The following is a 21,065-nucleotide window of genomic DNA, read 5'->3' on the forward strand; positions in this document are numbered from 1 at the left end:
CGGCCTGTCTTTTTTCCGGTCGAGCTTGGGATGTGTGGCATTGAGCGGGCGGATGTCGGTGCTGGTCGTGATTGGCTACGGTCGTCGCTGGCTGCCGCTTCGGGGGAAGCATGGCGGCGCCGACTCAGCCCGGCACGAACGGACAAGCGCCCGGCAACCCCGGACCGGAGCCGCTCTGACTCGAGCAGTCCATGCGAGTTCCGGAGCATGCTTGCCGGCACCTGTTGGAACGACAAAAGGGAGACAAACGGATGTTCGACCATCTCGCTATCGACGTGGACTACCTGGCCGACTGGAGCACCGGACGCCGACAACAGCACAGCCTGTACATTCCCGGCTCGACGCTGCTGGAGTGGGTGGATGCCGCTGCCCGTGCCGTGCAGGCCGGTGCCAGCGCACCTCCGGGGAGCGGCTCCCAGGCTGATCCCTACGTCCTTGGCGGGTACGGCAGTTACGCCGGCGCTTGGCAGGCCGCGGCAAGCCGTCGGTCGCAGGACCTGTACTTTTCCATCGCCGGTCGCCTGATCCACAAGATCAAGGATGGGCGCAGTGGCGGCTTCGCCGATGGGTGTTACATGTGTGATGTCGGCTATTCGGGCACCGACGCCCGCGCCGGCACCATCTGGAATCGGGCCGATGGTGCGAGCTATCGCGAGTTCGGCAAGTTCATGCACGAAGGCAATACGGTCTCCGGCATGGAAGGCGTCGTCTGGTCGCAGCGTATCGCGGCGTCCTTGCGCGGCGTGCTCAAGGGAACCGCCCCCAGAACCGGCGGCGGACTCCAGGCGAAGGGTACGCGCTGGACAGTCGACATGAACCCCGACGAGTTGAAACGCAAGGCTCCGCAGAAGGCCTCGGCCCCGCAGACAGCTGGTGCGGCTGACACCATCTCGGCCTTGCCGCTGCTGTCTGCCGTCATGTTCATAGCCGAGCCGATGCGCAATGCCCGTGCCTGGATGATGGGACTGATGATGCTCGACCTGATGGGGACGGAGTACCAGGCACCGACTCCAACGGCACATGGCAAGCACTTCACTTTCCAGCGTGCGTTCGTCCATCCGTCCCGTCTGGGCGACCCTGCCTGGAGTGGGGAGACCAACACGGCCAACGACACTGCACCCGCAGCCTGGGTCAACCGGCAAGCCGGGCGCGACCAACGAACTGCGAGGAGCATGGCGCGCCCGGGGAGCGCCGCGGTCGAGGGGCTGTATCCGCCGTCGCCGAAATGGTCGGGGCGATCATCGGCGCGTATTGACGTCGCCAATGACTATATCCAGGCCAAGGAAACGGCGATCGTGTGCCGCTGGCTTGAGCAGGAGTTCAACGCGTATGTCGGAAGCGTCGTGGTGGCGAAAGCGCTGGCCGGCGGGCCCGGCACCCGTAGAAACGCCATGACCGCCTCCTTCGGCAGCGAGAGTGCCATGCGCGGGTTTGCGGATGACCTGGAGCGGGTCATCAAGACGGAGTTGATCCAGCGCAGGGCGGCATCGTTCGATACGCCCGGAGTCCTGTTCCGCTGACGCGAGTCGGAATAGGTGCCGGGTCTGCCGGGGTTTCCGGCACAAGGGACCCGACTGGGTTCTTCCTCCAGCAACAGCGCCCGCCGTCGCCCTTGCAGCGCGCTTCCTTGCGCTCGCGGAAGAACTCGCCGTGGCCAGGCGGAGATCGGGTGGCAGCGGGGGGAGCGGCCGGAATTGTCGCCGGTCCGGCGCGTGCCGGCGGCATGCCTTGCACGCTTCGCAGTGCCACACTGCGCGGACCGGGTGGCGCACCGGGTTCGTTCGTGGAGGATGTGCGCGCGCGCTCCACTCTTCGTTTACCCGTTCCGGAGGCCAGCCATGCCCCATCCCGTCGAGCATTCCACCGCCGTGGACGAGCCCGCGCCGCATGGCCCGTCGGCGGTCGGCCTGCGCGACGCGAAACTCGGCGGCTGGTATCGCGAGGACAGCGGCGAGCTGTTCCGCGGCGTGCCGATCGGCGCCGGTGACGTGGTGGTGGACGTCGGCTGCGGCGCCGGCGTCAACAGCGTGTTCTGCGCGCGCCACGGTGCCCGCGTCTACGCCATCGACCGCGAGCCGCAGGTGATCCGCGAGGTGCGCGCCCGGCTGAGCGTCGAGGGCCGCGGCACGCAGACCGCGCTGGTCAGCGACGCAAACCCGCTGCCGCTGGACGACGGCATCGCCACGCGGGTGATCTGCACCGAGGTGTTGCAGCACGTCGACGACCCGCGTCAGGTGCTGGCCGAGCTGTTCCGTGTCGGCGCATCCGGCGCCATCTACCTGCTCAGCGTGCCCGGCGCGCTGCAGGAGACGCTGCAGGAAAAGGTGTTGCCGCCGGAGTACCGCGAGCTGCCCGGTGGCGCACTGCGGGTGATCGGACGCGACGAGTTCGCGCAATGGATCGGCGAGGCTGGCCTGGTGGTGGTGGAGCACACCCAGCACGGCTTTTTCTGGTCGATCTGGTGGGCGCTGTTCTGGGGTTGCCGGGTGGAGCTGCATGACCCCGCGCATCCGGTACTCGATCACTGGACCGCGGCCTGGCAGGCGCTGCTGGATATGCCGCAGGGCGCGCAGCTCAAGCAGCAGCTGGACGAGTTCATGCCGATCAGCCAGATCGTCGTGGCGCGCAAACCCTGAAGCCGGCACGCCGTGCCGCGCGGACGCTCAGCAACAGCGCCCGCCGCCACCCTTGTAGCGCGCTTCCTGGCGCTCGCGGAAGAACTCGCCGTAGCTCGGCACCTTGCGTTCGGGATGGTGTTCGCGCAGGTGCTTGACGTAGCCGTCGTAGTCGGGGATGCCGCAGCACAGGCGGGCGGTTTGCACCGCCCACTTGCGCACGGACCGGAACGTCGCGTTCATCTCAGCCGGCCACGCTGCTCAGCGCCACGTAGGGTTCCTCGTGCGCGGTCGGGTGGTTGGTGCGCCAGGCCTTGACCAGCGAGCGCAGGGAGAACAGCACCATCACCACGACCAGCGCCATGAACAGGCCGGTGAGCACCATGTCGACGTAGTTGTTGGTGACGATCTGCTGCATGGCGGCGGTGGTCTTGGCCGGCGCCAGCAACTGGCCCTGCTGCATGGCGTCGGCGTACTTGTTGGCCGCCGCGGTGAAGCTGATCGGGCCGACCAGTTTCTGGTAGCCGGCGGTGAGCGTGCAGACGATCAGCCACAGCGCGGGGATGCCGGGCACCCACACGTAGCGCTCGCGCTTGAGTTTCACCACCACCACGGTGGCCAGCATCAGCGCGATCGCGGCGAGCATCTGGTTGGCGATGCCGAACAGCGGCCACAAGGTGTTGATGCCGCCCAGCGGGTCGACCGCACCCTGGTACAGGAAGTAGCCCCAGATGAGCACGCAGATCGCGGTGGCCAGCAGGTTGCCGGCCCACGAATCGGTTTCCTGCAGCGGCTTGTGGATCAGGCCGGCGATCTCCTGGATCATGAAGCGGCCCACGCGCGTGCCGGCGTCCACCGTGGTGAGGATGAACAGCGCCTCGAACAGGATCGCGTAGTGGTACCAGAACGCCATCAGGCCGCCGGAGGGCATGATGTTGTGCAGCAGCTGCGCCATGCCCACCGCCAGCGTGGGGGCGCCGCCGGCGCGGCTGAGGATGCTGTTTTCGCCGATGTCTTTCGCGGTCTGCAGCAACTGCTCCGGCGTCACCACGAAGCCCCACTGGCTGATCGTGGTGGCCGCGTCCTGCACCGTGCTGCCGATGATCGCGCTCGGCGAGTTCATCGCGAAGTACACGCCCGGGTGCAGGTAGGTGGCGGCGATCAGCGCCATGATCGCCACGAACGCCTCCATCAGCATGCCGCCGTAGCCGACCATGCGCGCCTGGCCCTCGTTGGCCAGCAGCTTGGGCGTGGTGCCCGAGGCTATGATCGAGTGCCAGCCCGACACCGCACCGCAGGCGATGGTGATGAACAGGAACGGGAACAGGTCGCCGGCGAACACCGGGCCGGTGCCGTCGATGAAACGCGTCACCGCCGGCATCTGCAGGTCCGGTGCGGTGATCAGGATGGCCAGCGCCAGCAGCGCGATGGTGCCGATCTTGAGGAAGGTGGAAAGGTAATCGCGCGGTGCCAGCAGCAGCCACACCGGCAGCACCGAGGCGACGAAGCCGTAGCCGATCAGCCACCAGGCCAGCGCCTTGGCATCCATGTCGAACAGCGGTGCCAGCGTGGCCGAGTCCGCCACGAACTTGCCGGCCCAGATCGAGAGCAGCAGCAGGATCAGGCCGATGATCGACACTTCGAGAATGCGTCCCGGCCGGAACCAGCGCATGTAGCCGCCCATCAGGAAGGCGATCGGGATGGTGCAGGCCACGGTGAAGGTGCCCCACGGGCTGTGCGTGAGCGCCTTGACCACCACCAGCGCCAGCACCGCCAGCACGATCATCATCAGCACCAGCACGCCGATCATTGCCACCAGGCCGGGCAACGGGCCGAGTTCCTCGCGCAGCATGTGGCCGAGCGAGCGGGCGTCCCGGCGCAGCGAGAGGCCGAGGATCATGAAGTCCTGCACCGCGCCGGCGAACACCACGCCGAACAGGATCCACAAGGTGCCGGGCAGATAGCCCATCTGCGCGGCCAGCACCGGTCCGACCAGCGGGCCGGCGCCGGCGATCGCGGCGAAGTGATGGCCGAACACCACCCACTTGTCGGTGGGCACGTAGTCGAGCCCGTCATTGCGCAGTACCGAGGGCGGCGCGCGCGTCGGGTCCAGCCGCAGCACCGAGTGCTCGACGAACTTGCCGTAGAAGCGAAAGCCGATCGAGAACACCGCGATGGCCGCGGCCACCAGCCAGATCGCGTTGACCGGTTCGCCGCGCCTGAGCGCCACCACGCCGAGGCAGGTTGCACCGATGATGGCGACGACGGTCCATACCAGCTTGCTGGCGACACCGGATCTGCGCACGGCGACTTGCATGGCGGTTCTCCTCGGCAATGCCGCAAGAATCGTCCTGCCGGCGGCGGGGGTCAATCCCGGAAGCCGCGCGCCGGCATTAGCCATTGGTCGAATGGCAGGCGCGCCCGGCTTCGTTGCGGGAGGCATGGCGGCGCTACACTGGCCGCCCTGTCGATTGCGAGGAGTTCGTCATGCGCGTCCTGGCACATTGCAGTTTCCTGGCCGTATTCCTCCTCGCCGCGGGCACCCCCGCGGCCAACGCCAGCCAGTTCAAGGACCTGTTGAACAAGGCCAGGCAATCCACCCACGCCACGCCGGCGAAGGGCAGCAACCTGCCGAGCAGCGACATCGCCGCCGGCCTCAAGGAGGCGCTGGCCAAGGGCACCACCAGCGCGATCAACAACCTCGGCCGCGACGGCGGTTTCTGGAACAACGCCAAGGTGCGCATCCCGCTCCCGGGCAAGCTGGAGCAGGCTGGCAAGCTGGCGCGCCAGCTCGGCCAGGGCGCCAAGGTGGACGCGTTCGAGCTGAGCATGAACCGCGCGGCGGAAAAGGCGGTGCCGCAGGTGGCCGAGATCTTCGGCGACGCCATCCGCAAGATGACGCTCGACGACGCACGCGGCATCCTCACTGGCGGCGACCACGCAGCCACCGATTACTTCCGCCGCGTCGCCGGCGAGGCGCTGACGGCGCGCATCCATCCGATCGTCGCCAAGGCCACCGACAGCGTCGGCGTCACCCAGAAATACAAGGCGTTCATGTCCGGCAGCAGCAGCGGTGCGCTGGGCGGCCTGCTGGGTGCGCTCGACCATGACAAGTCGGCGCACGGCGGCACGGCGCTGGACCTGGACGATTACGTCACCGCGAAGACCCTCGATGGCCTGTTCACCGAGATCGGCGCGCAGGAGCAATCCATCCGGACCAACCCCGGCGCGCGCACCACTGACCTGCTGAAGAAAGTGTTCGGCCGCTGACGGCAGCCGCGACCGCGGCAACACATGCCGCGTTCACGTGGACGCGGGCAGGATGGTCGGCATGGCGAAAGCGAGGCAGGCATGATCCACGAGATCCTCAAGATGGGTGACCCCCGGCTGCTGCGCATCGCGCCGCCGGTGCCCCCGGCGATGCTCGGCAGCGCGGAGCTCGACATGCTGATCAAGGACATGTTCGAGACCATGCGCGCTGCCGACGGCGTGGGCCTGGCCGCGCCGCAGATCGGCGTGGACCTGCAGCTGGTGATCTTCGGCTTCGAGCATTCCGAGCGCTATCCCGACGCCCCCGAGGTGCCGCAGACGATCCTGCTCAATCCGGTGATCACCCCGCTGTCGCAGGACATGGAGGTGGGCTGGGAGGGCTGCCTGTCCGTGCCCGGGCTGAACGGCGCGGTGAGCCGTTTTTCGCTGATCCGCTACCAGGGCCTCGACCCGCGCGGCCAGCGCATCGAACGCACCGCCGAGGGTTTCCACGCGCGCGTGGTGCAGCACGAATGCGACCACCTGATCGGTCGCCTCTACCCCTCGCGCATCACCGATTTCAGCAAGTTCGGCTACACCGACGTGCTGTTTCCGGGTCAGCCGCCAGCAGATGCCTGAACGCGCCGCTCAAGTGGCGGGCGGGCCTGCCGTTACCGAGGCCATGAGCCCACGCTTTGGCCATCTGCATGGCGGAACCGACCGGCCGGGAAGCCTCGCCTTCCCGGTGGCTGCCCACGCGTGCGAGGAGCCATGCTCATGAACCATCACGCCAAGCCCCCATCGGGCAACAACGTCGATTGGAGCCACCCGGAGCTGCAATCGCTGCTGGGCAAGACCGAAGGCTGGAGCCTCGACAACCGCGGTGTGTTCTCGCCGGTACCGTGCGAGCTGCACATCGGCTGGGGCGCGGGCGCGGTGCGCGGCGCCACCCTGGTGTTCGAGCGCGAGGGCGTGATGGTGATCGAGGCGAACTTTCTCATCCAGGCCGGCGAGAAGCTGCGCATCGACCGCATCGTGCTGGGTTCGCTGCGCTCAAACTGGGGCACCGTGGTGGAAGGTCGCGAAGGTCACCGTGCGGAGGATCGTGCCAACGGCACCCGCGTGTACTGGGTGCACGTGCGCTGAAACGTGCGGGGGCGGTGCCTGCGACCGATCAGCCGCGGCGAGTCTGCGCGAAGCGCGACCGACAAGCCGTCGGACTGATCGCCAGCCTGCGCCGGAAATGATGGCGCAAGTGATCGCGCTGCCGAGGCCGCAGTGCACGGCAATCGCGTCGATGGAGAGCGTCGAGCTTTCCAGCAATTCGCGCGCACGATCCACCCGCGCACAGATCAGCCAATGCGCCGGACTCGTGCCGGTGGCCTGCTTGAAGTGGCGCATGAAGCTGCGTTCGCTCATGGCCGCCAGTGCGGCCAGCTCGGCAACCGGTTGCGGGAGCGCCCATGGCACATGCGCCGGTCCGACCGGCGCGCGCCCACGCCGCGCCGGATATGGCAGCGCCTGTCGACGCCGGTTCCCGTCGGTTCGGTTCGCTGGCGGGGCGGCCAACAATCCCTGAATGCCCGGCGGCGTAAGGTGTCCGGAAGACGGCTATCCGTCCGGGAGAGCTTCGGTGAAGAAAGAAGACGACACACACCTGCAGATCGTGTCTGCGGACATCAGTTCGGAGCCGCTGACCGGCATGGTGATTTTCCGGCCGCATTGTGTGTCGCGCGCGGGACGCAACGTGGGCGAGGCCAGCACGGGCGGCAGCTGGTACGCCCTGCGTCCGGCCGAGGTGCGCAGCTTTGCGCGGGCGTTGCTGGATGCGGCCGATACGCTCGACCTGAAGGCGAAGGCGCTGCAGGCGGCGAAGATGGCGACCGGCTGACCGGCGTCCCGGCGCTTTTCTTCGCTGGTTGCCGGTCGCTTCGCGTCCCGATGCGAGAGTGACGCCGCTCAGCGGCAGCGGTTGATCGCCCCGCGCAGCTCGCTGGCGGCGGCGCGCGCGGCGGCGGCGAAGTCCTCGCCGGAGCCGGCGTAGATGATGCCGCGCGAGGAGTTGATCATCAGGCCGAGGCCCTCGCGGGTGCGGCCCGCGTGCATCACCGCCTCGATGTCGCCGCCCTGCGCGCCGATACCCGGCACCAGCAATGGCATGTCGCCGACCAGTGCACGTACCTGGCGGATTTCCTCGGGCCAGGTGGCGCCGGTCACCAGCGCGCAGTTGCCGTTGGCGTTCCACTCGCGGGCGACCGTCTCGGCCACGCGCAGATACAGCGGCTGGCCGCCGCAATCCAGTGCCTGGAAATCCGCGCCGCCGGGGTTGGAGGTGCGGCAGAGCAGGATCACGCCCTTGTCGGCATGATCGAGGAACGGCTGGATCGAGTCGCGGCCGAGGTACGGGTTCAGCGTCACCGCATCGGCCCGGTAGCGCTCGAACGCCTCGGTCGCGTAATGCTGCGCGGTACTGCCGATGTCGCCGCGCTTGGCGTCCAGGATCACCGGCACGCCGGGATGACGATCGTGGATGTGCGCGATCAGCCGTTCCAGCGTTTCCTCCGCACGCAGCGCGGCGAAATGCGCGATCTGCGGCTTGAACGCGCAGACCAGGTCGGCGGTGGCGTCGACGATGGCGCGGCAGAAATCGAACACCGCGTCGGGCGTGTCGCGCAGATGTGCGGGGAATTTCGCCGGTTCCGGATCGAGGCCGACGCAGACCAGCGAGTCGTTGCGGGTCCAGGCTTGCTGCAGTGACTGCATGAAGTGCATCGGGATCTCCGTTCGAGAAACAAGTGAAGAAGAGTGAGAAACGAGAGAAGGCGGGTTCGTCGACGCTTTATCTCTCTTTTCTCACTCCTCTCCACTCACTCCTGCTCTCAGGCCAGCTTCTTGTACTTCACGCGGTGCGGCCGCGCGCCTTCCTCGCCGAGGCGGCGCTTCTTGTCGGCCTCGTACTCGTTGTAGTTGCCGGGGAAGAACTCCACGTGCGAGTCGCCCTCGAACGCGATGATGTGGGTGGCGATGCGGTCGAGGAACCAGCGGTCATGCGAGATCACGATCGCCGAGCCGGGGAATTCCAGCAGGGCATCTTCCAGCGCGCGCAGGGTTTCCACGTCCAGATCGTTGGACGGCTCGTCGAGCAGCAGCACGTTGCCGCCCTGCAGCAGGGTCTTGGCCATGTGCAGGCGACCGCGCTCGCCGCCGGACAGGCTGCCGACGATCTTCTGCTGGTCGGTGCCCTTGAAGTTGAAGCGGCCGATGTAGGCGCGCGACTGGATCTCGAAGTTGCCGATGGTGAGGATGTCCGAGCCGCCGGACACTTCCTGCCACACGTTGTTCTTCGGATCGAGCGCGTCGCGCGACTGATCGACGTAGGCGAGCTTGGTGGTGTGGCCCAGCTTCACCTCGCCCGAGTCCGGCGTCTCCTTGCCCATGATCATCTTCATCATGGTGGACTTGCCGGCGCCGTTCGGGCCGATCACGCCGATGATCGCGCCCGGCGGCACCTTGAACGACAGGTCCTCGATCAGCACGCGGTCGCCGAAAGACTTGGTCACGTTCTTGAACTCGATCACCTCCTGGCCCAGGCGCTCGCCCGGCGGGATGAAGATTTCATTCGTCTCGTTGCGGCGCTGGTAGTCGACCGAGTTCAGTTCCTCGAAGCGGGCCAGGCGGGCCTTGCCCTTGGACTGGCGGCCCTTGGCGGCCGAACGCACCCACTCCAGCTCCTTCGCGATCGCCTTCTGGCGCGACTTCTCCTGGTTCGCTTCCTGCTTCAGGCGGGCGTCCTTCTGCTCCAGCCATTCGGTGTAGTTGCCCTTCCACGGAATGCCGCGGCCGCGGTCGAGTTCGAGGATCCACTCGGCGGCGTTGTCGAGGAAGTAGCGGTCATGGGTGACTGCCACCACGGTGCCGGGATAGTCGTGCAGGAACTTCTCCAGCCAGTCCACCGACTCGGCGTCCAGGTGGTTGGTCGGCTCGTCCAGCAGCAGCATGTCCGGCTTGGACAGCAGCAGGCGGCACAGCGCCACGCGGCGCTTCTCGCCGCCGGAGAGCGGGCCGATCTTCGCATCCCACGGCGGCAGTCGCAGCGCGTCGGCGGCCACCTCGAGCTGGCGCTCCAGCGCGTGGGCGTCGTTGGCGGCCAGCAGGTTTTCCAGCTTCTCCTGCTCCTTGGCCAGCGCGTCGAAATCGGCACCGTCTTCGGCATAGGCGGCGTAGACCTCTTCGAGCCGTTTCTGCGCATCGAGGATTTCGGCCACGCCTTCCTCGACCACTTCGCGCACGGTCTTTTCCGGGTTCAGATCCGGCTCCTGCGCCAGATAGCCGACCTTGGTGCCGGGCTGCGCGCGCGCCTCGCCCTGGAAGTCGGTGTCCACGCCGGCCATGATGCGCAGCACGGTGGACTTGCCCGCGCCGTTGACGCCGAGCAGGCCGATCTTCGCGCCGGGGAAGAAGCTGAGCGAAATGTCCTTGATGATCTGGCGCTTCGGCGGGACGATCTTGCTGACCCCGTTCATGGTGTAGATGTACTGCGAGCTCATGCAACCTCCGAAGGCGTGCGCCGCGCCGCGGGTTCGGCACGGAAAGGGAATTCGTCAAACCGGACATTATAGCGGGTTGTGGCGTTGCGCCGATGCGGCCGCCCGGATACGCCCGGCGGTGGCTGCAAACGCCCGGCGGCGCTACACTTTCCGGCTAATCCCGCCAAACACCAGCCGAGGCCAGAATGTTCCCCAAGGACTGCACGATTGCCGGTTACGACGACGAACTGGCCCAGGCCATCGCCCACGAGGGCCAGCGCCAGGAAGATCACGTCGAGCTGATCGCCTCGGAAAACTACGCCAGCCCGCGGGTGATGGAAGCGCAGGGCTCCAAGCTCACCAACAAGTACGCCGAGGGCTATCCCGGCAAGCGCTACTACGGCGGCTGCGAGTACGTGGACGTGGCCGAGAAGCTGGCGATCGAGCGGCTCAAGCAGCTGTTCGACTGCGACTACGCCAACGTGCAGCCGCACTCCGGCTCGCAGGCGAACCAGGCGGTGTACCTGGCGCTGCTGCAGCCGGGCGACACCATCCTGGGCATGTCGCTCGCGCATGGCGGCCATCTCACCCACGGCGCCAAGGTCAACATCTCCGGCAAGCTGTTCAACGCGGTGCAGTACGGCGTCGACGAAAACGGCCTGATCGACTACGACGAGCTGCAGCGCCTGGCCACCGAACACCAGCCGAAGATGCTGGTCGGCGGTTTCAGCGCCTACTCGCAGGTGGTCGACTGGGCGCGCATGCGCCGGATCGCCGATTCGGTCGGCGCGCTGTTCTTCGTCGACATGGCGCACGTCGCCGGCCTGGTCGCCGCCGGCGTCTATCCGAGCCCACTGCCGCACGCGCACGTGGTCACCTCGACCACCCACAAGACCCTGCGCGGCCCGCGCGGCGGCATCATCGTGAGCAGGGGCGCGGGCGAGGAGATCGAGAAGAAGCTGCAGTCGATCGTGTTCCCCGGTATCCAGGGCGGCCCGCTGATGCACGTGATCGCGGCCAAGGCGGTGGCGTTCAAGGAAGCGCTGGAACCGGCGTTCAAGGAGTACCAGACGCAGGTGGTGAAGAACGCCAAGGCAATGGCGAAGACCTTCATCGAACGCGGCTACAAGATCGTCTCCGGCGGCACCGAGAACCACCTGATGCTGGTCGACATGATCGGCAAGCCGATCACCGGCAAGGACGCCGAGGCCGCGCTGGGCAAGGCGCACATCACGGTCAACAAGAACGCCGTGCCGAACGACCCGCAAAAGCCCTTCGTCACCTCCGGCCTGCGCGTAGGCACCCCCGCCGCCACCACCCGCGGTTACAAGGAAGCCGACTGCGTGGCCCTGGCCGGCTGGATCTGCGACGTGCTCGACGCCCCGAACGACGCCGCCGTGATCGCCCGCGTACGCGACGCGGTGACGGCGCAGTGCCACAAATTCCCGGTCTACGGCTGAGCGAGAAGTGGGTGAAGAGGAGTGAGAGGTGAGAGAAAGCCGGCGTTGATGCTTTTCTCTCGTTACTCACTTCTCTACCCTCATTCCTGACCCATGCATTGCCCCTTCTGCCAGCACGAAGACACGCGCGTGATCGACTCGCGCCTGACCGAGGACGGTTCGACCGTGCGGCGACGGCGCGAGTGTCCGCAGTGCGGCGAGCGCTTCAACACGTTCGAGACGGCCGAGCTGAAGTTGCCGGCGATCGTGAAGAGCGGCGAGCGGCGCGAGACCTTCGACGAGCGCAAGTTGCGGGTGAGTTTCGAGCGGGCGTTGCAGAAGCGGCCGGTGGCCAGTGATGCGGTGGACGCGGCGGTGCGGGCGATCGTCAACGACCTGCGTCGCAGCGGCGAACGCGAGGTGCCTTCGCGCCAGGTCGGCGAGCTGGTGATGCGCGAGCTGAAGAACCTCGACCAGGTCGCCTACGTGCGTTTCGCCTCGGTCTACCGCAAGTTCGAGGACGTGCACGCGTTCCGCGAGGAGATCGAGAAGCTGGAACGCGACCTGCCGGGCCTGTCCGATCTGCAGCTTCCCCTGCTCGGTGGCGGTACGCGCAAACCGTAGGAGCCCGCTGGCGGGCGATGTTCCCGTTTCCGCGATTCCCCAATTCATCGTCCCGAGCTTGTCGAAAGGCCGATTCCCGGCCAAGAGCATCGCCCGCCAGCGGGCCCGTACAATCGACGCATGGCATTTTCAGGCACTGACCACCTCCACATGGCGCACGCGCTGCGCCTGGCCGAGCGCGGCCTGTACACCACCCAGCCGAATCCGCGCGTGGGCTGCGTGATCGCGCATGGCGACGAGGTGATCGGTACCGGCTTTCATCAGCGCGCCGGCGAGCCGCACGCGGAGGTACATGCGTTGCGCGAGGCAGGCGCGCAGGCGCGGGGCGCCACCGCCTACGTGACCCTGGAGCCGTGCGCACACCATGGACGTACGCCGCCATGCGCCGATGCGCTGGTGGCCGCCGGTGTGGCGCGGGTGGTGATTGCCGCGGAAGATCCGTTTCCGCAGGTGGCCGGTCGCGGCATCGACAAGTTGCGCGCCGCCGGCGTTGCGGTCGAAACCGGCCTGCTGCGCGGGCCGGCGCGCGAGTTGAACTGCGGCTTCCTCGGCCGTCTCGAACGCGGCCGCCCGTTCGTGCGGGTGAAGCTGGCGATGAGCCTGGACGGGCGCACCGCACTGGCCAGTGGCGAGTCGAAGTGGATCACCGGCGATGCGGCGCGCCTGGACGTGCAGCGCTGGCGCGCGCGCAGCTCGGCAATCCTCACCGGCAGTGGCACGGTGCTGGCGGACGATCCGCGATTCACCGTCCGGTTGCCGCAGGACGAGGAGTTCATGCCGCCGCTGCGCGTGCTGCTGGATCGCCAACTGCGCACGCCCGCCGGCAGCCATGTGCTGGACGGCGCGGCGCCGACGCTGGTCCTGCATGGCGCTGCGGCAACGTGCGCAGACGATCGCTTTGCCCGGGCGGAACGCCTTGCGGTGGCGACACGAGACCACGGACTCGACCTGCCCGCCGTGCTCGCCCTGCTGGCCGGACGCGGCTGCAACGAGGTGCACGTCGAAGCCGGCCCGACCCTGTGCGGCGCGCTGTTCGCGGCCGGCCTGGTCGACGAACTGCTGCTCTATGTCGCGCCCTTGCTGCTGGGCGACAGCGCGCGGCCGCTGCTGCAGTTGCCGTCGCTGGCCGACATGGCATCGCGCTGGCAGTTGCAGGTGGTCGACCAGCGCATGCTCGGTCCGGATATCCGCTTGCGCCTGCGCCCGCCGGCCTGACGCGCACACGCACGTCGCCCGCTCGCCAACACGCGCACAGCGTCACTCAGGGCAAGCCGGGCCGGAGCCGCCCCGGATGCCGGCGCACCGTCTCCCACGGCAGCACCGACCAGTCGTCGTTGGCTTCGCACACGCGCGCGGCGCGAGCGTAGGAGGGGCCGATGAACAAGCCCTTCGGTGTCATGTGCCAGCTCACGAACTGCCACACGCCGGGGTCGTCGTAGCCGCAATCGTCTTCGCCGCCGGTGGCCGTCGTCTCCTGCGGATAGAGTTGCCGCCATTGCCGCGTCAGCCAGGGCGCCAGGTGCTGCTCGCGGTAATCCGACCACGCCTCGAAGCTGGCCGAGCCGGGTGCGGGGTTGCCGTCGGCATCCGTGGCATAGTGCAACGCCTCACCCTTGCCCAACCACAGCAGGTCTTCCAGGGTCAGCGGCCGGGCGGTGTGCGCGTCGAGGTTGATCGCCGCATCGCCGAAGTCCGGATGGGCGCCGCCGCAGTAGTAATTGGTGAACACGCTGACGCTGACGAGGTTCGCCGTGAGCAGGCGCGGCGTCACCGTCTGCTCGTAATCGCCTTCGTTGAAGTGGTTGAACATGCAGTCGTAGTAGCTGCCGGTTTCCCGCCACATCCGGTCCATCAGCACCTGGTTGATGCGCGCAAGCTCGGCGGACGGATACCCGTCCAGGATCTCGAAGAACGCGATGCCGGCGTCGGGCACGCGCCACCACTGCAGGGCATGGCTCATGAAGGTTTCGCGCTGGCCGGCCTGTGGCTTGAGGCCGGCCAGGCGCAGGTAGTCGTAGCGGTCGCTCGCATGGAGCTGCTTCAGCCAGGGCGGCGTATCGGCGGAGGGCGGCGCCACCGTGGCCGGGTGCAGGGCGACCGGCAGGGTCGTTCCCTTGTCGTCCTGCCATTGGCCGCGCCAGCCACCGTCGGCTTGCCGGTCCAGCGTGATGCGCGGGCCGTTGGCGTCGGCGTCCCAGCCTTCGCGCAGTTGCAGGTGACCGTTGCTGGCCGGCGCGCCCGACAAGGCGATGTCGCGATGGTGGCGCACGTAGAAGTAGCGGCCGGCCGTGGCGGCGTCGTCGCCGGGGGTGATTTGCAGCACGATGGCCTGCCGGCCCAGCGTGCCGGTGTAGACGTCGGCCGGCGCCTCGCCGGCGCGCGCGTGGGCCAGCCAGAACATGGCCGGCAGGATGGCGAGCCACGTCGACCAGCCGCGTCGATGCTTGCGCATGGAAACCTCCTTGGCAGGGACGGACATGATGCCGCAGCGGGCGGGCAAACGGCTGGCGCGCGAGTGGCGCATGGCGGGCGTGTTAGAATCCGGCGGCCGGTTCATCGGCAAACGTCTTCAGGGCGGGGCGAAATTCCCCACCGGCGGTAGGTTCCTCGGAACGAGCCCGCGAGCGCTCCCGGCAGCATCGGGAGGTCAGCAGATCCGGTCCGATGCCGGAGCCGACGGTCCAGGTTGTTCCGGTTCGCCGGTGCGGCCCACAGTCCGGATGAAAGAAGACGGCCAGGCGGATGGCAGCGATGCCATGCGTCTGCCTCATGCCTTGGGGCGTTCTCGCTTTCCGACGCGGAGAACGTTTCATGCCTGTCATCGTTTCAGTCTCGCTTGCCATCTCCCTCCGGGAGGTGTGCTGATGTTCACCGGCATCATCCAGACCGTGGGACGCGTTGCGCGACTCGAACCGCGCGGCGGTGACGTGCGCCTGCACGTCGATACCGCCGACCTCGACCTCACCGACGTGCAGCTCGGCGACTCGATCGCCGTCTCCGGCGTGTGTCTCACTGCGATCACGCTGGACGCGCGCGGCTTCAGCGCCGACGTTTCCAACGAGACGCTGTCGCTGACGTCGCTGGGCCAGTTGAAGCCCGGCGATCCGGTGAATCTCGAAAAGGCGCTGCGCCTGGCCGACCGGCTCGGTGGGCATCTGGTCTCCGGCCATGTCGACGGGCTGGGCAGGGTGGTCTCGATCACGCCCGATGGCCGCTCGCAGCGCTGGACGTTCGAAGTGCCTGCCGCCCTGTCGCGCTACATCGCCGCGAAAGGCTCGATCTGCATCGACGGCACCAGCCTCACCGTCAACGAAGTCGCCGGCCATCGCTTCGGCGTCAACCTGATCCCGCACACGGTCGAGCACACGGCGTTCCACGCGCGCCGCGCGGGTGATGCGGTGAACATCGAGGTGGACGTGATTGCACGCTATGTCGAGCGCCTGCTGGCCAGCGGCGAGGCGCCGAAGCTCGACGAGGCGTTCTTGAAACAGCACGGCTTTGCCTGAAGGCGAGAAGTGAGTGGGGAGGAGTGAGAAGTGAGAGAGCCGCAGCATCGAGATGCCTTCTCTCACTTCTCACTCCTCTCCACTCACTCCCTGTCTCTGCGATCAAATCAAAATTCCCCAGGACGTCCCCATGCCCTTCAACACCATCCCCGAAATCCTCGAAGACATCCGCGCCGGCCGCATGGTCGTGATCCTCGACGACGAGGACCGCGAGAACGAGGGTGACCTGATCATGGCCGCGCAGATGGTGCGGCCGGAAGACGTGAACTTCATGGTGCGCGAGGCGCGCGGCCTGCTGTGCCTCACGCTCACCGAGCAGCGCACGCGCCAGCTCGGGCTGCGGCCGATGGTGAGCGACAACACCTCAGTCTACCACACCAATTTCACCGTCTCGATCGAGGCGGCCGAGGGCGTCACCACCGGCATTTCGGCGCACGACCGCGCGCGCACCATCCAGGTGGCGGTGAAGTCCGATGCGAAGCCACAGGACCTGGCCCAGCCCGGCCACGTCTTTCCGCTCACCGCGCAACCGGGCGGCGTGCTGACCCGCGCCGGCCACACGGAGGCCGGCTGCGACCTGGCCGCGCTGGCCGGGTTGGAGCCGTCGGCGGTGCTGATCGAAGTGCTGCATGAAGACGGCTCGATGGCGCGTCGTCCCGAATTGGAAGTCTTTGCGGCCAGGCACGGCTTGAAGATCGGCTCGATCGCCGACCTGATCCGTTACCGGCTGGAAACCGAAAAGACCGTGCAGCGTGTACACGAGGAATCGGTGGAGACCGAGTTCGGCCCGTTCCGGCTGGTGGCGTACCGCGACGTGATCCGTCGCGGCCTGCACTACGCGCTGGTGCGCGGCACCGTGGACGACGGCGCGCCGGTGCTCTCGCGCGTGCACGTGCGCAATACCTTGTCCGACGTGCTGCATCTCAAGCGCGACGACCTCGGCCTCACCGTCACTTCGGCCTTGCGCCGCATCGCCGACGAGGGTCGCGGCGTGCTGCTGGTGCTCTCCGGCGAGGACACGCCGGAGGCCCTGCTGGCGCGGTTGCAGGGCAAGCCGACGGCGCAGGCGCCGGAGGATGCGCAGCAGCAGGAGTGGCGCCAGCTTGGCCTCGGCGCGCAGATGCTGGCCGACCTCGGCGTGCACCGCCTGCGCGTGCTGGGTACGCCGCGCAAACTGGTGGGACTGGGCGGCTTCGGGCTTGAGGTGGTCGAGTACGTCTGACCCTTCCGACTCTCCGTGCAGGAGCCAGCTCGCGGGCGATAGCTCTTGCTCTTGCAGATCCCGACTTCAAGAGCATCGCCCGCGAGCGGGCTCCTACGCGGCGGGCGAAGGCTTTCCGTCATCGATGGCGGGCTCGCGCACGCGCAGGGTGAACAGACCGGCCACGAACAGGCTGGCACCGCCCAGCGCCAGCGCGTAGATCGGCTCGTCGTGGAAGCACAACCGCAGCAGCAGGCCGAGCACGCTGGCCGCCATCAGCTGCGGGATCACGATGAAGAAATTGAAGATGCCCATGTACACGCCCATCTTCTGCGCGGGCAGGTTGTCCGACAGCATCGCGTAGGGCAGCGACAGGATCGACGCCCACGCCACGCCCACCCCGACCATCGACAGCAGCAGCCAGTCGGGATCGCGAATGAACAGGAACGAGAGCAGCCCCGCGCCGCCCAGCCACAGGTTGACCAGGTGGCTCCAGCGCAGGCCGATGCGGCGCACCAGCAGCGGGATCGCGATCGCCGCCAGCGCGGCGAAGCCGTTGTACGCACCCATCAGCACGCCGACCCAGTTGGCGCCGGTGTTGTAGGCCACCGAATGCGGGTCGCTGCTGCCGAACTGCACGGCGGTTACCGCCGGGGTGGTGAAGATCCACATCGCGAACAGCGCGAACCACGAGAAGAACTGCACGATGGCGAGCCGCCGCATCGCATCCGGCATGCTGTAGAGATCGCCCATCACCTCGCGCAGCATGCCCTGGCTGCGGCTGAAGGCAAGCCAGGCGAACAGCGCGCCGAACACCAGCAGGCCGCCGGCCAGCACGTAGAGTTCCTTTTCGAGCGAGAAGTGCCGGATGGCCAGCCATACCAGCAGGCCGCCGACGATCAGCAGCAGGCCGGGCCGCCACGCGCGCGAGGCGTCCACGGGCATGGGCCTGGCGTCATCGTCGAATTCGCGCAACTGCTCGGGCGGGTACTCCCGCGTGGAGAGCACGGTCCACAGCACCGTGCCCATCAGCAGGGCGCCGCCGGCGTAGAAGGCGTACTTGACCGTGTCCGGAATCGCGCCGTCCGGGGCGACGTTGCTGACGCCGACCTTGGTCAGCAGCCACGGCATCAGCGACGCCACTACCGCACCCACGCCGATGAACACGCTTTGCATGGAGAAGCCGCGCGGGCGCTGGTGCTCCGGCAACTGGTCGCCGACGAAGGCGCGGAACGGCTCCATCGACACGTTGAACGAGGCGTCCATGATCCACAGCAGCCCTGCAGCCACCCACAGCGTGGGTGAGTTCGGCATCGCCAGCAGGGCCAGCGTGGCGAGGATCGCGCCGGCCAGGAAATACGGCCGGCGACGGCCGAGCCGGTTCCAGGTGCGGTCGGAGTAGTGGCCGATGATCGGCTGCACGATCAGCCCGGTGAGCGGTGCGGCCACCCACAGGATCGGGATGTCGTTCACCTCGGCGCCGAGCGTCTGGAAGATCCGGCTGACGTTGGCGTTCTGCAATGCGAAGCCGAACTGGATGCCCAGGAAGCCGAAACACATGTTCCAGATCTGCCAGAACGACAGTTCGGGTTTCCTGCTCATGGGGTACGGGTTCCGTCCGCCAGCGGCGCAATGTGCAGGTCGTCGACCTCGGCCTGGTTCAACGGCCCGTCGATGCCGCCGGTACCGCCCGTGTAGTGCGCGAAGTGCTGCAGGTAGCTCATGTTGAAACCGTCCTCCAGCGCGAACGTGCAGCGCGCCTTGCCGGTGGCGCTGAAGCGGCCATGGGTGGATGGCTGGGTGGCCACGCTGTGCGGCATCACCAGCGGCACGCGCTGCGTGTCGCTGCCATCGCAGTTGATGAGCAGCCATTTCACCGCGGCGGTGACGCCGGTGTTGATCGGGCCGTTGGCGTTGCGGTAATCCGCCCACACGCGATAGCTGCCGGTGGCGGGCGCGGTCCAGTGGCGCGGCCAGTCGCCGCCGGCCTGATCGACCGGGCCGACGCAGGTCGCCGGGCTGGGCAGGGATTCCAGGCCATGCGCATCGACGCGGGTGGCGCGCACGCAGGCGAGATCCTCGGTGCGGGCGAGCGTGCCGTGGCCGTCGATGGCACCGGCGCGCTGCCCGTTGACGTAGAGCTGCAGCTTCCCGTCGCCGTTGACGATCCAGCGATCGCCGTCGGCGGCCAGCGTCGGCGCGGCCGGGGCGATCGGCGCGTACAGCGGGGCGTCCATGCGCAGCGGCGGTGCGTCGGCCCGGATCGCCTTCAACGTCACGGTGGCATGCGTGCCTTGCGTGCGGATGCGATCGGCGACCAGCAGGTTGCCGTCACGCTTGGCCGGCAATTGCAGCGTGATCCGGCGACCGGGCAGGTCCAGGCTGATGGCGTTGCGCGCGCCGAACAGCATCGGCACCAGCGAGACAGGCAGCTTCGGTTGCACGCGGCCGTCCTCCTCCACGCCGAAAACGCCCTCGGTCACCACGTCCAGGTACGCCGCCACCGACCACAGCTGGCGCGGCGAATTGACCACCGGGCCGCTGAGCTTGCCCTCGTCCACGTGCTGGCCCTGGGTCAGCAGCTCGTAGTTTTCCATGTTGGAGCCGACCAGTGCCGCGCCGCGCATCACCGAGGTGATCTCGTGGGCGATGCGCGCCGGGTCGTTGACCGTGCGTGCGGCGCGCAGCGCGTAGGCGCTGACGAACGGCCAGATCGCGCGGTTGTGATAGATCGGCTGGTCGCTGCGTTCGGGCCAGATCACCGGGCTGCCGGCCGGCCAGCTCGGATAGTTCTCCAGGGTCTGGCGCGCGCGCTCGCCGTCGGCCACTCCGCTGGCGATCGCCAGCGAGATGCCAAGCAGGTCGTAGCTGTCCACCGGCGTGCCGTCGCCACCGATGTAGCTCATGTACATGCCGCGGTCGGCGCGCCAGAAGTGCAGGTTGATCGCCTGCTTCAGCGCCGCGGCCTGGGTGCGGTAGGTGTTCCTGGCGGTAGCCTGGTGATCGGCGCCGGCCTGCGCGGCGGCCAGTTGCAACGCCTCGTAGTGCAGCACGTTGGTCGACAGCGCGAACGATTGCCCGATGAAGGTCACCTCGTTGGCGGTCCACGCCGGGTAGGTCTGTTCGCGCCAGTCCAGGAACGAGGTCTCGCCGCGGTACAAGCCGAAATTGGCGTCGAACGCGTATTGCCGGTCCTGCGCCAGGGTGTCGCGCAGGGCCGTGCGCATCTTGTCGGCGAACGCGGCATCGTCCTGCAGGTGCCGCGCGGCGAGGAACCACACCACGCGATCCGTGCTGATCGGCCAGCTGCCGCCCGAGCCGGTGTCCTGCATCACGTACAGGCCCTGCGGCGCGGATGGTTCGCGCACGCCGGACAGCTTGAACTCCAGCCCGTTGCGCGCGCGGGCGCGGTCGAACCGCCACAGGCCGAGGTCGATCGCGTACGACAGGTCGCGCGTCCACACGTATGGCCACTTCAACCCGGTCTCGAAACAGTGGCAGGGAATCGGCGCGCCGTGGTCGAACGCGCCGTCGCGAATCGCGCTCACCGAATCCTGGCGCAGATCGTCCTGCGCCATCGCGTACAAGCCGTCGAACAGCGCACTGGCGGTATCGGCCTTGAACGGTTGCGGCGCAATCACCCGCTGCCCGAACGGCCAGTCCAGGGTGTAGGCGTCCTGCGCGTCACGCCGGATGCCCACATGCACGCCGTGCCAGTCCAGCCCGTCATGCCATGCGGGCGCTTCCAGCGGCGCGCTGGCCATGGCGGCAGCCAGCATCAGGCCCAGCATGGCGAGAGCCTGGAAGTGTGGCGAGGGGTCATGCGGCTCATGTGCTGGATTCTCCGACAGCTGTTATGTCACGGCCGCGCCCGGCCTGCACGTTGCGAGTGCAGCATCCACGGC

The 21,065-nt window shown here is 67.8% G+C and carries 19 protein-coding genes and 1 riboswitch; of the genes, 11 read left to right on the forward strand and 8 right to left on the reverse strand.

The window, feature by feature from the left end; all coding sequences use genetic code 11:
* Nucleotides 1-251 precede the first annotated feature (251 nt).
* A complete protein-coding gene (locus tag ACVCMG_RS14650) occupies nt 252-1,520 on the forward strand; it encodes a hypothetical protein (RefSeq protein ID WP_395119940.1) in 1,269 nt (422 codons plus the stop codon).
* A 318-nt stretch (nt 1,521-1,838) separates the two neighbouring features.
* Nucleotides 1,839-2,636, forward strand: a complete 798-nt coding sequence (locus tag ACVCMG_RS14655) for a class I SAM-dependent methyltransferase (protein WP_447106572.1) — start codon at nt 1,839-1,841, stop codon at nt 2,634-2,636.
* 27 nt (nt 2,637-2,663) lie between these two features.
* Here the strand turns inward: ACVCMG_RS14655 and ACVCMG_RS14660 are convergent, their stop codons facing one another.
* Both ACVCMG_RS14660 and ACVCMG_RS14665 read right to left on the reverse strand, forming a co-directional pair.
* Complete coding sequence (locus ACVCMG_RS14660) at nt 2,664-2,858, reverse strand: YbdD/YjiX family protein (RefSeq protein WP_395119938.1); 195 nt, start codon at nt 2,856-2,858, stop codon at nt 2,664-2,666.
* 1 nt (nt 2,859) lies between these two features.
* Entirely contained in the window at nt 2,860-4,932 is a 2,073-nt protein-coding gene (locus ACVCMG_RS14665) for a carbon starvation CstA family protein (RefSeq protein WP_395136011.1), read from the reverse strand.
* Nucleotides 4,933-5,102: 170 nt separating this feature from the next.
* Between ACVCMG_RS14665 and ACVCMG_RS14670 the strand changes: the two genes are divergently transcribed.
* From ACVCMG_RS14670 to ACVCMG_RS14680, 3 genes are all read left to right on the forward strand, one after another.
* Nucleotides 5,103-5,885, forward strand: a complete 783-nt coding sequence (locus ACVCMG_RS14670) for a DUF4197 domain-containing protein (protein ID WP_447106571.1) — start codon at nt 5,103-5,105, stop codon at nt 5,883-5,885.
* A gap of 81 nt (nt 5,886-5,966) precedes the next feature.
* The gene (gene def, locus ACVCMG_RS14675) at nt 5,967-6,503 is read left to right on the forward strand and encodes a peptide deformylase (protein WP_395119935.1); all 537 of its coding nucleotides are present in this window, start codon (nt 5,967-5,969) and stop codon (nt 6,501-6,503) included.
* 138 nt (nt 6,504-6,641) lie between these two features.
* Nucleotides 6,642-7,010, forward strand: coding sequence for a hypothetical protein (locus ACVCMG_RS14680; protein ID WP_395119934.1), 369 nt, complete (start codon nt 6,642-6,644; stop codon nt 7,008-7,010).
* On the opposite strand, the gene ACVCMG_RS14685 is transcribed toward ACVCMG_RS14680, so the two are convergent.
* Entirely contained in the window at nt 6,918-7,283 is a 366-nt protein-coding gene (locus tag ACVCMG_RS14685; protein ID WP_447114448.1) for a helix-turn-helix domain-containing protein, read from the reverse strand. The two genes, ACVCMG_RS14680 and ACVCMG_RS14685, sit on opposite strands and share 93 nt — an antisense overlap.
* A 214-nt stretch (nt 7,284-7,497) precedes the next feature.
* Between ACVCMG_RS14685 and ACVCMG_RS14690 the strand changes: the two genes are divergently transcribed.
* A complete protein-coding gene (locus tag ACVCMG_RS14690) occupies nt 7,498-7,755 on the forward strand; it encodes a hypothetical protein (protein ID WP_395119932.1) in 258 nt (85 codons plus the stop codon).
* A 68-nt stretch (nt 7,756-7,823) separates the two neighbouring features.
* Here the strand turns inward: ACVCMG_RS14690 and pyrF are convergent, their stop codons facing one another.
* Both pyrF and ettA read right to left on the reverse strand, forming a co-directional pair.
* On the reverse strand, nt 7,824-8,636 hold the full coding sequence (pyrF, locus tag ACVCMG_RS14695; RefSeq protein WP_447106570.1) for an orotidine-5'-phosphate decarboxylase: 813 nt from the start codon (nt 8,634-8,636) through the stop codon (nt 7,824-7,826).
* Nucleotides 8,637-8,743: 107 nt separating this feature from the next.
* Entirely contained in the window at nt 8,744-10,411 is a 1,668-nt protein-coding gene (gene ettA / locus ACVCMG_RS14700; protein ID WP_447114449.1) for an energy-dependent translational throttle protein EttA, read from the reverse strand.
* Between the two features lie 185 nt (nt 10,412-10,596).
* Between ettA and glyA the strand changes: the two genes are divergently transcribed.
* From glyA to ribD, 3 genes are all read left to right on the forward strand, one after another.
* The gene (gene glyA / locus ACVCMG_RS14705) at nt 10,597-11,850 is read left to right on the forward strand and encodes a serine hydroxymethyltransferase (protein WP_447106568.1); all 1,254 of its coding nucleotides are present in this window, start codon (nt 10,597-10,599) and stop codon (nt 11,848-11,850) included.
* Between the two features lie 93 nt (nt 11,851-11,943).
* Complete coding sequence (nrdR, locus tag ACVCMG_RS14710) at nt 11,944-12,453, forward strand: transcriptional regulator NrdR (RefSeq protein WP_395119928.1); 510 nt, start codon at nt 11,944-11,946, stop codon at nt 12,451-12,453.
* A 120-nt stretch (nt 12,454-12,573) separates the two neighbouring features.
* Nucleotides 12,574-13,668 (forward strand): bifunctional diaminohydroxyphosphoribosylaminopyrimidine deaminase/5-amino-6-(5-phosphoribosylamino)uracil reductase RibD, encoded by a 1,095-nt coding sequence (gene ribD, locus ACVCMG_RS14715; RefSeq protein WP_447114450.1) that lies wholly within the window; start codon nt 12,574-12,576, stop codon nt 13,666-13,668.
* A 46-nt stretch (nt 13,669-13,714) separates the two neighbouring features.
* On the opposite strand, the gene ACVCMG_RS14720 is transcribed toward ribD, so the two are convergent.
* Entirely contained in the window at nt 13,715-14,905 is a 1,191-nt protein-coding gene (locus tag ACVCMG_RS14720; protein ID WP_447114451.1) for a hypothetical protein, read from the reverse strand.
* Between the two features lie 109 nt (nt 14,906-15,014).
* A riboswitch (FMN riboswitch) is annotated at nt 15,015-15,189 on the forward strand.
* A gap of 128 nt (nt 15,190-15,317) precedes the next feature.
* On the opposite strand from ACVCMG_RS14720, the gene ACVCMG_RS14725 reads away from it, so the two are divergent.
* The gene (locus tag ACVCMG_RS14725) at nt 15,318-15,959 is read left to right on the forward strand and encodes a riboflavin synthase (protein ID WP_447114452.1); all 642 of its coding nucleotides are present in this window, start codon (nt 15,318-15,320) and stop codon (nt 15,957-15,959) included.
* Between the two features lie 130 nt (nt 15,960-16,089).
* The gene (gene ribB, locus ACVCMG_RS14730; RefSeq protein ID WP_447114453.1) at nt 16,090-17,181 is read left to right on the forward strand and encodes a 3,4-dihydroxy-2-butanone-4-phosphate synthase; all 1,092 of its coding nucleotides are present in this window, start codon (nt 16,090-16,092) and stop codon (nt 17,179-17,181) included.
* Between the two features lie 93 nt (nt 17,182-17,274).
* Here the strand turns inward: ribB and ACVCMG_RS14735 are convergent, their stop codons facing one another.
* Complete coding sequence (locus ACVCMG_RS14735) at nt 17,275-18,762, reverse strand: MFS transporter (RefSeq protein WP_395119921.1); 1,488 nt, start codon at nt 18,760-18,762, stop codon at nt 17,275-17,277.
* Nucleotides 18,759-20,951, reverse strand: coding sequence for a Six-hairpin glycosidase-like protein (locus tag ACVCMG_RS14740; RefSeq protein WP_447114454.1), 2,193 nt, complete (start codon nt 20,949-20,951; stop codon nt 18,759-18,761). The genes ACVCMG_RS14735 and ACVCMG_RS14740 overlap by 4 nt, the downstream gene beginning before the upstream one ends.
* Between the last annotated feature and the right edge of the window lie 114 nt (nt 20,952-21,065).

The sequence above is a fragment of the Rhodanobacter sp. UC4451_H18 genome (assembly GCF_052978225.1).